Genomic DNA, 13,099 nt, shown 5'->3' with positions numbered 1-13,099 from the left:
GCAAATGAAAATGCACCTAATAACATAGAAGGGGGAATGGTGATGGAAAGAATCGCTTGGCATCAATATTTTATGGCCCAAAGTCAGCTTCTTGCCCTGCGCAGCACGTGTACAAGACTGGCGGTGGGGGCAACCATCGTTCGTGAAAAACGAATCATTGCAGGAGGCTATAACGGCTCCATTGCAGGAGGGGATCATTGTATAGACGAAGGGTGCTATGTAATTGACAATCACTGCGTGAGGACCATTCATGCCGAAATGAATGCCCTGCTGCAATGTTCCAAGTTTGGGGTCGGAACGGAGAATGCGGAGATATATGTTACTCACTTCCCCTGTCTGCAATGCTGTAAGGCTCTTATCCAGGCAGGAATCAAAACGGTTTATTATGCAAAAGATTATAAAAATCATCCTTATGCCATTGAACTTTTCCAAAAGGCAAACGTCCATGTAGAGAAAGTGCCCTTTCAAGAGAGCAGCATCGACGTAAAACACAAAGAAAAAGCCTCCTTGATGCTTCAGTTAATCGAAGACTTGAGAATTCAAGGTGCTGAAGACGAAAAGCTTGCTTACTATGAACAAGTATACATAAAGCTATTTAATGAATAAAGGAATATACCTTTACCCCGCGATTTCAGTACTTTCAGGAACTTTACTGGCACTTCAATTCCATTGGGGTGCTGTCGTTCTTGCTCTGCTCCTTCTAGCCCTTTTCCTCAGAAAAATGACCTACACCATCCTTTTTCTCTGCCTCCTATTTCTCTTTATTTCCTTTCTCAACACCACTTTACAAGAAAAGAGACAGAAAACCGTTCTGTCATCAGAATCTGAACCGATCGACTCACAAATTGTGATCAATGAAATTCCAACCATCGATGGGAATTCATTTGTTGCCCTCGCTCAAATAAAGAAAGAGAAGGTTCTCATGCGTTACTATTTCTCTTCAGAGGAAGAAAAACGAAAATTCCAACAAGTGAAACCCGGTTTTGTTTGTGAAGGGAAGGGGCAGCTTACAGAACCCAAACCGAATAAAAATCCCAACTTGTTTCATTATAAAAATTATTTAGCTCATCGAGGTGTTTATTGGATACTCGACGTACAAGCATTAGGGGGATGCGTGAATCAGAGCAAATGGAAACATGCCCTCATACAACTAAGGTTTGATGGATTGAAAAAAATCGAAAGAGAATTTCCTTCTTCATCAGTAGGAGTGACCCAAGCGTTACTGTTTGGAGAAACAGGGATGATCGCAGACGACACGATGAAGGCATTCAGAGAGCTGGGTGTCGTTCATTTATTGGCGATTTCTGGCCTGCACGTTGGTTTGATTTTTGCGATTCTTCACTATTGTCTATTGAGGATCGGCGTCACAAAAGAATCGGTGACATGGATAGGGATTGTTTTTCTCCTATGTTATATCGTACTGACGGGCGCATCTCCCTCCGTGATGAGGGCATCTTCCATGCTGATCGTGATTCTGCTCAGTAGAAAAGTGGCAAGCAAGTTAAGAATAATCGACAGTTTGTGCATTGTATTTGTGATGTTGGTTTTGTATGATCCATATTCTGTCTTCAATGTTGGATTTCAGCTGTCATTTATGGTGAGTTTTTCTCTTGTAGTATCTTCAGCAGTTATTCTAAATACTTCTTCATCCATTGCACAATTGGTGAAAGTAACACTTATTGCCCAGCTATCTTCTTTACCTATCATCATCTATCATTTCTATGAATTTTCTTTGATGGGCTTTCTCACGAATCTTCTTTATGTACCCCTTTTCTCAGTCATTGTTCTTCCCTTAACTATCATCGTCTATTTTCTAACAGTTGACTGGTTGATTCTGTTCCATAAATATCTATTGGATGGAATTCAATGGGTATCTGCCTTTTTCGCTTCTTTTCCATTAAGCACAATCGTGATGGGAAAGCCTCCATTTCTGTTGTTGATTGGTTACCTCATCGTTATTTATTTTGTGTTTGTTTTGTTTGAAAAGAGGAAATATATGCTTCCCGGGCTTCTTTTGCTTTTCTATGGAGCCTTTCACATGCTGCTAAACACTTATGATCCTCATGGAGAGATTGTATTTATGGATGTTGGGCAAGGTGATGCTACATTGATCAAACTACCGTACAATCGGGGAACCTATCTGATCGATACAGGTGGGGAAGTTCAGTTTCCGAAAGAAGAATGGGAAGAGAGAAAGAATCGCTTTTCTGTAGGGGAAGACATCGTCGTTCCTTTTTTGAAAAGCAAAGGTATCACGTCCATTGACACCCTGATTTTAACACACGGAGATCTCGATCATATTGGGGGAACAGAAGCGGTCCTTGGGGAACTAAAAGTGAAGGAAGTCTTGATTAGCCCTAACAGCGAAGAGAAAGGCGAAATGAAGAAAATAATGGAAATTGCCCGACGAAAGAGAATTCCGGTTAAAGAAGCCCGGTATCCATACAGTTGGGCTGGAAATAAGGATGGACTGCATATTGTTTCGCCACAAGATGAAGAGTATGAAGGAAATAATGACTCCATTGTGTTATATGGAGAAATCGGGTCATTGAAATGGTTATTTACAGGAGATTTAGAAGAGCAAGGGGAGGAAGAGTTCATCCAAACCTTTGATCTGCCAATTGATGTGTTAAAAGTAGGTCATCATGGGAGTAATACGAGTACAACCGAGGAGTTCCTCGTTGAAACGAATCCGTCTGTGGCGGTGATCTCAGCGGGTGAATCCAATCGCTTTGGCCATCCTCATCCTGAGGTATTGGAACGATTGAAGAGAAGAGGAATAACTATATATAGCACGGGAGAAAATGGGGCGATCACCTATCGTTTTTGGGATAAAAAAGGAACGTTTTCAGCCCATCTGCCATAGGATGTATTACAAAACAAATGAAGCGCTAATGAAAAAAGGGGCAGACCTATCAGAAAGAGTCAGGTGCCTTCAAGCCATCTGTATGATACACCAGTACCATATATGGAAATTGAAGAAACCGGAATCTTTAAGGTCTGCCTCCAATATTCATTATGAGCCGATGAACTTAATAACAGTTGCAATAACGAACATTGTAGCAAAGAATCCAAATGATACAATAAACCCAACGCCTGAATCTACTGCATCATTTCTTTTTGATTGTACATTCTTTTCAAATTGGTTCACAACTACCCCTCCTATTTCTATTCTAGTATAGAACATCGCTACTGAAAAATCTATACTTCACTTTACTTTTTCCTTTACTGACAAGAGTTGTCACCTATAAGTTCCCCGAGCTCAGGTGACACTAATCATTACAAAGGAAATACCGCTTAACGGAAAAGGTTCCTAGGTCTTCTCCGTTAACGTTAATATAGATATAGGGGGTGTCCCATATGACGGATGTCCCCTTTACCCCTTGCCAAAACCAAAAAGCTTTTTTACCATAGAGTAGAGAAAAGACTTAATGGAGAGTGCTGACTTGGTTATTGATATTTGGAAAAAAATAGAGAAATCTCAATTCGGATCTATTTATTTAGTTTACGGAAATGAGTCATTTATTATTAATGAAACGAAACAAAGAATTGTCTCAAATGCCCTTTCAGAAGAAGAAATGGATTTTAATTTTTCCAGTTATGATCTGGAGGAAACCCCTGTGGAAGTGGCGATAGAAGATGCAGAAACCTTTCCATTTATGGGGGAGAAAAGGGTGGTCATCCTACAAAACCCTGTCTTTTTGACAGCTGAAAAAACAAAAGAGAAGGTAGAGCACAACATTAAACGACTGGAACAATACATACAATCCCCTGCTCCTTATACGATTTTGGTCATTACAGCGAATTACGAAAAACTGGACGAGCGTAAGAAAATTACAAAGTCCCTGAAGAAACTGGCAGAAGTGGTAGAGGCCAAAAAGCTGAACGAGCATGAATTAAAATCCTGGGTAAGAGAACGTTCTGCCTCTAATAGTGTTCAGATAGATGAAGATGCGATTGAACTATTACTGACCCTCGCTGGAACAAACCTAATGATGCTCACACAAGAGTTGGACAAACTTTCTTTATACGCAAGCGATACAAACAGAATCGACGTGGAAGTGGTGGAACGATTAACAGCCCGGTCACTGGAACAAAATATTTTCACTTTAGTGGACAAGGTCGTTCACAGAAGAATCGATGAGGCATTGAGAATATATTACGATCTTCTCAAACAAAACGAAGAACCGTTGAAGATTCTATCGATCCTGGCAGGACAATTCAGACTGATATATGGAACAAAGGAATTATCGCGAAGAGGATACGGGCAGCAAAAAATTGCTTCCTACCTAAAAGTACACCCTTTCAGAGTGAAACTTGCAGCAGGACAGGCAAAGCACTTCAACGATAAACAACTCGCCCATATCATCGAATTGCTATCTCAAGGAGATTACGAAATCAAAACTGGAAAAATCAAAAAAGAACTGATGATTGAAATGTTTCTGTTTAAACTACATGATCAGAGTTTTACGTGATTTTTGAGTTATGACGATGAATAATAATGTGGAAAAGAAAGGTTCAACGTCAAATGTTGGGGTGAGGTGAGTTTTGCTTCACCCTTATCCAATATGCGTACCCATTCTCTTATACTTATGTGTTAATAAAATCTTTGCTCGAAAACGAAGAAAGCTTCTAAAGCCAAATGCGTTTCGTTTCATCACTTTCGTTAAGTTGTTTATGCCCTCTAAAAACCCGTTTGAATAGTTATATCGAAAGCTATTCAATATTTCATTTTGCCAATTCTTTAGTGTTTGGGCAGAACGTTGGAATTCAGGAATTCCAGCCGCATCAATCGCTTCGTAGAAGTCATATAAGGCGTTTTTTGTCTTCATGATGTTTTCTTCCCCATTCACTTTCGCTTTGTCAAACCACTGACAAAACCTCTCTTTGAGTTCATATGCCTGTTTCAGTTCAGGAGACATCTCGAGATACCTTTGAAGATACCACTGATCGCTCTCATTTAATTTATCTGACCTCTTATAAAACACATGTCGCATCTTCTTACATTTCTTCCGATCATAGTCATGCCAACTAGATTGTATCCTTCTTCTCACACCATCAAGTGCCCAATAAATATAGCGGACAAAGTGGAAGCGGTCGGCCACAGTGACGGGCTTATCAAGAGCTTGTTGTACAGCTGCCTTAAACGATTGGCTCATATCCATTACGACCACCTCCACTTGAGAACCATATCTTCTTAGGTAGTGTTTAATGGTGTTTTTATAACGATTTGGAAGGATATCGATCGGTTCTCTGGTAATCCCATTCGCGATAATGAGCTGGTATTTCCCTTCTTTTGTATCCCCTTTGTACTCATCTATGGCAATGACCTTAGGCAGTTCTTTAGCTACTTCGTTGACCGTAACTTCTGCCAATTGATCAAAGCGCCTTACCACAGTGGAAGCCGAAGTCCCATACACTTCTGCCGTTTCTTTAAAGGTCTTCCCCTTAATACTTCGGATCTTTAAAGCCTGATTAAACTCTACTGATAACCGTTGGTATCGTTCCACAAAGGAGTTTTTTTCTGCAAATCTTTTTCCACAGGGGCAAGCATAGCGTCTCTTTCTGTAGAAAAGAAGCGTATGTCTTTCAAACAACTTTAGATGTTTAATCTTTTGTATCCGGTAATCATGAACTTTCATTGTACTGGTCGCACATTCTGGACATTTGTGTGACTTAAGAGGAAGCTCTATATGTAAACAAAGTCGCTCATCCACTTCTTCCATCTTCGTGATGTTTACTTCTTCAAAACCAGGCAACATTATGATAGAATTCATTATGCACGTATCTCCAATCTTTACTTGTTTCTCGACAATTCAAGTATAAAAGACTGGGCGATTACGTGCATTTTTTGTGTCTTCTAATTGTGTAAGAACCCCAACAAATATTATAGAACCAAAAGAAAAACCACCTGGCCATAGGGCGAGGTGGTTTTTTTCAATTAGTTCGCTTTTTTCATAAGGCGAGACTTTTGACGATCCGCAGCGTTTTTGTGGATAAGACCTTTTTGAGCTGCTTTGTCTAATTGACGAACCGCTTCTGTTGCTAATTCTTTAGCGTTATCTGCGCTGTTAGCAGCTGCAGCTTCTGCTTTCTTGATAGCAGTACGCATTGTAGATTTCACAGCAGCGTTTTGAGCGTTGCGCTCGTTGCTAGTTTTTACACGTTTGATAGCTGATTTGATATTTGGCATTCCTGTCACCTCCTATAAAAGGATCGAGATTCTATGTGACTCGATTTAAATTCCTAAACAATAAGAACAAATGATATTTTATCAAACGAACAGTGATATTGCAATACTATGTATTGAAATTAAACGAGTGAATGAACCCATACGAAAAAGGTAAACATAAAAAAATAGTAGATAACATCCCAAGCCTGGAGGTAGAGTCGAAATGAAAAAAGAAGAAATCGATTATAGTAAATATTCCATTCGTACCGATCTTGCTGTTGAAGCAAGAGAAATGGTCGTCAGTGATAACGCGGAGGATACGTCATCCATCCAAGGAGTCATGATTAAAGAGAAAGAAGAGGATGGGGTAAAAGTTTCCCTTGTCACCGTTACACCTGAAGGAGAAGAGAAAATCGGTAAAAAACCTGGTAATTACTTAACCATCGAGGCCCATGGAATTCGCCAGGAAGATGCAGAACTGCAACAAAGAGTTGAAAAAGTATTTGCCAATGAATTTAATCAATTTTTAATTAATAATAAAATCAGTAAAAATGCTAGCTGCTTAATTGTTGGACTCGGTAACTGGAATGTAACCCCGGATTCATTAGGGCCACGCGTATGTGAAGATATCATTGTGACGAGACATCTTTTTGAACTGCAGCCGGAATCAGTGGAGGAGGGCTATCGACCGGTCAGTGCCCTTGTACCTGGTGTGATGGGGCTGACGGGCATTGAAACGAGCGATATCATTTTCGGTGTAGTGGAGAAATCCAAACCCGACTTCATCATCGCCATCGATGCCCTGGCCTCCCGATCCATTGAGCGTGTCAATTCAACCATCCAGATTTCGGATACAGGCATACATCCAGGGTCAGGTGTAGGAAACAAGCGAAAAGGGTTGGACCAGGAAACGTTAGGGGTTCCGGTTATTGCCATCGGCGTTCCGACCGTACTCGATGCTGTCACAATCGTAAGTGATACAGTCGACTTTCTATTAAAGCATTTTGGGAAAGAAATGAGAGAAGGGGACCGTCCATCCAGATCCCTTGCCCCTGCAGGATTAAGCTTTGGTGAGAGAAGGAAATTAACAGAAGAAGATCTTCCGGAAGAACAACATCGTCAAACCTTCATGGGAATTGTCGGAACACTCGAGGATCAGGAAAAACGGAAATTGATTCATGAAGTATTGGCTCCCATCGGACATAATCTGATGGTCACACCTAAAGAAGTGGACGTGTTCATGGAAGATATGGCCAACCTCATCGCAAGCGGATTGAATGCTGCACTGCATGATGCGGTTGATCAGGAGAATGCGGGTTATCAGACGAGATAGATTGCATATGAAAGTAGCGCCTTAGGGGTAGGTAATGACCCTTGAGGCGTTCTTTGATGAATTGGGAATAGAGTGAACGGATCTTGAGGGAAATTGTAAGCTCTCGAATCACCTGGTTCCGGAATCAGTGTGCTCTAAAGTTTAGATTGATTAGAAATAATCGTTTCGCTGATATATTTGAAATTTCGCTGATAAAAGTGACGATTTCGCTGATAAAATCAGTATTTCGCTGATAAAATGAAAAATTCGCTGATATCCAAAAAGATGACAGGATTTTTCTATAAAAATTGGAATTTATTTGCCGCTGAAACCGAAAATATTAGAATAAAGGCTGATTTTCACCTAAAAGGGGTTATTCCCCCGCCTCAAAAATCGTGAATCTCCCTCAAAAAAGAAATTTCCTCCCATCTTACTTCACTCCAGCTATCGATTCCCAACCCCCATCTACTCCAGACCACACTAAAAATAATAGATTCCCCCGTTTAAGTTTCCACCAATAACCTCATAATGACTACTAAATATAGTTCTACTATCTCTAGTAACGACATACGTTGTACTAGAGTAGATTAAAGGAAAGGGTGGGAGAATGAGGTCGTATAAAGCGCCTAATTATGTAGTAGCGATTAATATGTCAACGATACTGAAAGGGATGTTGATCTTCGTGGCAGGCTTGCTCTCGATTTTTTCGATATCGGGCATCCTCACTTCCTTGAACCCTGAGTATAGAATTACATCGAATTCATTGAATCAAGCGGCTTCCAATGTGAAGGGTGATGCATTATATAAGATCTTGGCATTAGAAAACCGGTCTTTTAATCAAATTTTGACTGAAGAAGAGCAGGCTTTACCGAATTTGTCATCCCTACTTTTTCAGGTGGCTACCAACGTGAGCTTTGAAGATCCCCGAAGTTTCCTGGGGAGAGAGCTTCCGGGATTCTCGATTTTCGATGGGGATATCCTTGTGGCCGGGGATGGGACGGATTTTACGAATATGCCGATTGAGTCGGTCCCGCCTCCTGAAGCACTTGAGGCAGGAAATGAAGCGCCACTCAAGAATGTAGAGAAGCTTAAAGACCCGGATCAAAAGAGTGGGGACGCGGCCCCGCCATTATCAACCGGAAATAAAAAGACGGTTCATCTTTACTTCACCCATACCCGTGAATCCTATCTGCCTTACTTGGAGGGGGTAACCAATCCGGATTCAGCCATGCACTCAGAAGTCAATGTCACCAAGGTGGGAGATATGGTGAAGAAGAACTTAGAGGACCTAGGTATTGGAACGAGCATTGATAAAACCGACGTGATTCAGACCTTACACAAAAAAGGATTGGATTATTGGGCTGCTTACCAGGAGTCGAGACCTTTAGTGCAGGCTGCCATGACAAGTAATAAAGACTTGCTATATCTCGTTGACATACATCGTGATTCTCAAAGAAGGGCTGTCACGACGGGGACGATCAATGGAAAATCTTATGCCAAGCTCGCATTTGTCGTTGGGGAAGAGCATCCGAATTACGAGCAGAATTTAAAGGTGGCAACAGAGCTTCATAAATTATTGGAAGAAAAATATAAAGGTATTTCACGTGGAGTGATTGCTAAAAAGGGAAGCGGGACCAACGGGAAGTTCAACCAGGATCTCTCAAGCAATGCCATGTTACTGGAGTTTGGCGGAGTCGATAATACGTTCGAAGAATTGGAACGTTCTGCACAGGCTTTCGCTGAAGTATTCGCTGAATATTATTGGCAGGCTGAAAAGGTGAATCATATACCTGTAGCTCCTGCTTCAAGTCAGTAATAAAAAGGATGAATGAACCAATGATAAAATTCTTCTTTAAATGTGCATTACTTATATCTGCATTATTTATCGGGGTACTGATCGGGATGCAGTATGCGAATCAGGGCATCGTGGAAATGAAGGGACATGAACAACAAAACTTCACTTCACCGGTGGGAGTGAGTCAGGACCGGGAAGGAAACGTGGAAGCGTCTTTCCTTGGGAATGAAGTAGAATCGGAAACGTTAAGCGAAAAGAAAGAGAAATTAGAGGACATGAAGGCCTTTAATGCGTTTTCCTCGATCGGAAAGGCGCTGGCGAATATAATTGAAAGTATCACCAATGAAATAGTGAACTTTATTGCTTCGTTAATATAAGGGAGGGCTATCGGAAATGTTCCAGCCTTCTCTTTTTTTTGAGGCTTTGTCTCTAAGAACTTAATTGATTTCCTTTGAAAATGGACAATTCCCGTATAGCCCTTTAGTTTACATTGAATAATATATAGTCTACTGCTATAATTCAAAATAGTGTACATGTGTGGAAATAACAGGAGTTGAACGTATAATGAACCGTGAAGAGAAATTAGAAAGACAATCGAGAATTAGAAACTTTTCGATCATTGCTCATATAGATCATGGGAAATCTACCCTTGCCGATCGTATTTTGGAGAAAACGAAAGCACTGACGGCGCGTGAAATGAAAGAGCAATTACTGGATTCAATGGATCTTGAGAGAGAACGTGGAATCACAATCAAATTAAATTCTGTGCAATTAAAGTATCAAGCAAAGGATGGAGAAGAATATATCTTTCATCTGATTGATACACCAGGGCACGTAGACTTTACATACGAAGTATCTCGTAGTTTAGCTGCTTGTGAAGGAGCCGTCCTTGTTGTGGATGCAGCTCAAGGGATTGAAGCGCAAACATTGGCAAACGTGTATCTTGCCTTGGATAATGACCTGGAAATCCTGCCGGTCATCAACAAAATCGACCTTCCTGCAGCAGATCCTGAAAGGGTTCGACAGGAAGTGGAAGATGTCATCGGTCTGGATGCATCGGAAGCAGTCCTGGCATCAGCCAAAGCAGGGATCGGGATTGAAGAGATCCTCGAGCAGGTGGTTGAAAAAGTACCCGCCCCACAGGGAGATCCAGATGCCCCACTAAAAGCCCTAATCTTTGACTCTTTATATGACGCATATAGAGGAGTCGTTGCCTACATCCGTGTGATGGAAGGAAGTGTGAAAGTCGGAGATAAAGTCCGTATGATGGCGACCGGGAAAGAGTTTGAAGTAACAGAGATCGGTGTCTTCACTCCGAAACCGACGGGACAAAAAGAATTAACGGTCGGGGATGTTGGGTACTTAACAGCAGCGATCAAGAATGTTGGCGACACCCGGGTGGGGGATACCATCACTCTTGCGAAAAAACCTGCTGAAAAAGCATTACCAGGATACCGCCGCTTAAACCCGATGGTATATTGCGGTTTATATCCAATCGATTCAAATCGATACAACGATCTTAGGGAAGCACTTGAGAAACTTGAATTGAATGACTCGGCACTTCAATATGAGCCTGAAACATCTCAAGCGTTAGGATTCGGGTTCCGTTGTGGATTCCTGGGACTACTTCATATGGAGATCATTCAGGAACGCATTGAACGCGAATTCAAAATCGACCTTATTACGACTGCACCAAGTGTTATCTATCATGTCAAATTGACAGATGGTCAAGAAGTGAAAGTGGATAACCCGTCCATGATGCCTGATCCGCAAAAAGTGGATCATGTAGAAGAGCCTTATGTTAAAGCAACGATCATGGTTCCGAATGACTACGTTGGTGCCGTAATGGAGCTTTGCCAAGGAAAACGCGGGAACTTTATCGACATGCAGTATATGGATGATACACGAGTGAACATCGTCTATGAAATCCCGCTTGCTGAAATCGTGTATGACTTCTTCGATCAATTGAAATCAAATACGAAAGGGTACGCTTCATTTGATTATGAACTGATCGGATACAAGGAATCCAAACTTGTGAAGATGGATATCCTGTTGAACGCTGAAAATGTCGATGCCCTTAGCTTTATCGTTCATCGTGACTTCGCTTATGAACGCGGGAAGTTGATTGTTGAGAAATTGAAGGAATTAATTCCGAGACAACAATTCGAAGTACCCGTCCAGGCAGCGATCGGACAGAAGATTGTCGCAAGATCGACCATTAAAGCCATTCGGAAGAACGTTCTGGCAAAATGTTACGGTGGAGATATTTCACGTAAACGTAAACTTCTTGATAAACAAAAAGAAGGTAAAAAACGTATGAAGTCCGTTGGTAATGTAGAAGTTCCGCAAGAAGCATTCATGGCAGTCCTGAAAATGGACGATACGGATAAAAAATAATTGGTCTTGATGATAAAGGGGGAAAGTGGCTTGTACCAAACAAGCACTGCTTACCCCCTTTTCTCTATGACTGCCCCAAAAGGAGGGATATACTTGGTAAAATCAGCTTATATTCATATACCTTTCTGTGAACATATCTGTCACTATTGTGATTTCAATAAAGTCTTTTTAGAAGGACAGCCTGTAAATGAATATTTAATCAGCCTGGGCAATGAAATGAAGCAAAGAGTCATGTCACCTGACAAGCTTGATACGATTTTTGTCGGTGGCGGCACTCCGACGTCATTGAATGCGAGCCAGCTCGATATATTATGCGAATCGATCAACACTCACCTGCCCTTTGATCAGGGGGAATTCACATTTGAAGCAAACCCCGGCGATTTGACGGAAGACAAACTTCGAGTGTTAAAGGACCACGGTGTGAATCGATTGAGTTTTGGTGTTCAGTCATTCAATGATGAGCTCCTAAAAGGAATCGGACGGACACATAGAAGCGAAGATGTGTATACGTCTGTGGAAACGGCTCAAAAAGTAGGATTCTCGAATATCAGCATTGATCTGATTTATAGCCTGCCTAAGCAAACAGAGGAAGATTTTCAAGATACATTGAAGAAAGCACTTGACCTTGATCTTCCTCATTACTCAGCTTATTCACTCATCGTAGAGCCGAAAACGGTCTTCTACAACCTGATGAGGAAAGGGAAGCTGTCATTGCCTTCTCCAGATCAGGAAGCGGCTATGTACGAGATTCTAATCGAAACGATGGAGAAATACGGGATCAATCAATATGAAATCAGTAATTTTGCTAAACGGGGATTCGAAAGCAAACATAATCTCGTTTATTGGGACAATAATGAATATTATGGTTTAGGAGCCGGTGCTCACGGATATATAAACGGAGTACGTTATTCCAATTACGGTCCCTTGAAGAAATATATGGACCCGATTGCAGAAGGTTCCCTGCCTACCATTCAGAAACACGAGGTAACGAAAGCAGAAAGCATGGAAGAAGAAATGTTCCTCGGATTACGTAAAGTAGAGGGAGTGAGTAAATCCATATTCCAACAGAAATTTAATTGCAGCGTGGAGTCCGTCTTTGGTACCTCCATCGCGGAAATGGAGAAGCGAGGACTGCTTTTAGTAGATGAGGAGCGTGTGGCACTTACGGAACAGGGGCGCTTTCTAGGAAACGAGGTATTTCAATCTTTCCTAGGTGTAATCTAATGGCTGAATTCTAAAGGTGTATGGTGTTTATATTAATCTATATCAAGTAGATCATGCTTTGAAAGTTGATTCTCGCTGCTGGTGCTCAACTCACGCCCCGCGGAAAGCGAGCACCTGGAGTGGAAATCAACCACTAATCGCTTTTTCAAAAGCAACAGACTTTAGGAAAAGAGCTAATCTAATATATTGACATCCCTTT

Annotated in this window: 11 protein-coding genes; 8 read left to right on the top strand and 3 right to left on the bottom strand. The window is 41.4% G+C overall.

All coding sequences use genetic code 11. The annotated features are described in order from the left end of the window. The first annotated feature begins 42 nt into the window (after nt 1–42). Together ACYH0O_RS17280 and ACYH0O_RS17275 are read left to right on the top strand one after the other, a co-directional pair. Nucleotides 43–606 carry a ComE operon protein 2 gene (locus ACYH0O_RS17280; RefSeq protein ID WP_482629670.1) on the top strand — a complete coding sequence of 188 codons (564 nt, stop codon included), beginning with the start codon at nt 43–45 and terminating at the stop codon, nt 604–606. Further along, nucleotides 599–2,866: a DNA internalization-related competence protein ComEC/Rec2 gene (locus tag ACYH0O_RS17275; protein ID WP_482629669.1), complete on the top strand. Its 2,268-nt coding sequence runs from the start codon at nt 599–601 to the stop codon at nt 2,864–2,866. The genes ACYH0O_RS17280 and ACYH0O_RS17275 overlap by 8 nt, the downstream gene beginning before the upstream one ends. A gap of 150 nt (nt 2,867–3,016) precedes the next feature. Here ACYH0O_RS17275 and ACYH0O_RS17270 read toward each other — a convergent pair whose 3' ends face one another. Continuing rightward, nucleotides 3,017–3,151, bottom strand: coding sequence for a YqzM family protein (locus ACYH0O_RS17270; protein ID WP_113970642.1), 135 nt, complete (start codon nt 3,149–3,151; stop codon nt 3,017–3,019). A 295-nt stretch (nt 3,152–3,446) separates the two neighbouring features. On the opposite strand from ACYH0O_RS17270, the gene holA reads away from it, so the two are divergent. Further along, nucleotides 3,447–4,475 carry a DNA polymerase III subunit delta gene (gene holA, locus ACYH0O_RS17265; protein ID WP_482629668.1) on the top strand — a complete coding sequence of 343 codons (1,029 nt, stop codon included), beginning with the start codon at nt 3,447–3,449 and terminating at the stop codon, nt 4,473–4,475. Nucleotides 4,476–4,559: 84 nt separating this feature from the next. Here holA and ACYH0O_RS17260 read toward each other — a convergent pair whose 3' ends face one another. Both ACYH0O_RS17260 and rpsT read right to left on the bottom strand, forming a co-directional pair. Next, nucleotides 4,560–5,777 (bottom strand): ISL3 family transposase, encoded by a 1,218-nt coding sequence (locus ACYH0O_RS17260; protein WP_482629667.1) that lies wholly within the window; start codon nt 5,775–5,777, stop codon nt 4,560–4,562. A gap of 164 nt (nt 5,778–5,941) precedes the next feature. Next, complete coding sequence (gene rpsT, locus ACYH0O_RS17255; RefSeq protein WP_044339591.1) at nt 5,942–6,193, bottom strand: 30S ribosomal protein S20; 252 nt, start codon at nt 6,191–6,193, stop codon at nt 5,942–5,944. A 202-nt stretch (nt 6,194–6,395) separates the two neighbouring features. Here rpsT and gpr point away from each other — a divergent pair, with 202 nt between their 5' ends. The 5 genes from gpr (at nt 6,396) to hemW (ending at nt 12,900) form a co-directional block, all read left to right on the top strand. After that, nucleotides 6,396–7,505: a GPR endopeptidase gene (gpr, locus tag ACYH0O_RS17250; RefSeq protein ID WP_482629666.1), complete on the top strand. Its 1,110-nt coding sequence runs from the start codon at nt 6,396–6,398 to the stop codon at nt 7,503–7,505. Between the two features lie 586 nt (nt 7,506–8,091). Then, nucleotides 8,092–9,300, top strand: coding sequence for a stage II sporulation protein P (gene spoIIP / locus ACYH0O_RS17245; RefSeq protein WP_482629665.1), 1,209 nt, complete (start codon nt 8,092–8,094; stop codon nt 9,298–9,300). A gap of 20 nt (nt 9,301–9,320) precedes the next feature. Further along, a complete protein-coding gene (locus ACYH0O_RS17240) occupies nt 9,321–9,656 on the top strand; it encodes a DUF3679 domain-containing protein (protein WP_149158041.1) in 336 nt (111 codons plus the stop codon). Nucleotides 9,657–9,843: 187 nt separating this feature from the next. Next, nucleotides 9,844–11,676 carry a translation elongation factor 4 gene (gene lepA, locus ACYH0O_RS17235; protein ID WP_395940718.1) on the top strand — a complete coding sequence of 611 codons (1,833 nt, stop codon included), beginning with the start codon at nt 9,844–9,846 and terminating at the stop codon, nt 11,674–11,676. 66 nt (nt 11,677–11,742) lie between these two features. Then, complete coding sequence (hemW, locus tag ACYH0O_RS17230; protein ID WP_482632600.1) at nt 11,743–12,900, top strand: radical SAM family heme chaperone HemW; 1,158 nt, start codon at nt 11,743–11,745, stop codon at nt 12,898–12,900. Nucleotides 12,901–13,099 lie beyond the last annotated feature (199 nt).

The sequence above is a fragment of the Rossellomorea sp. H136 genome (assembly GCF_056838065.1).
The sequence above is the reverse complement of the archived record's forward strand: the minus strand, read 5'-3'. Positions and strand labels throughout refer to the sequence as shown.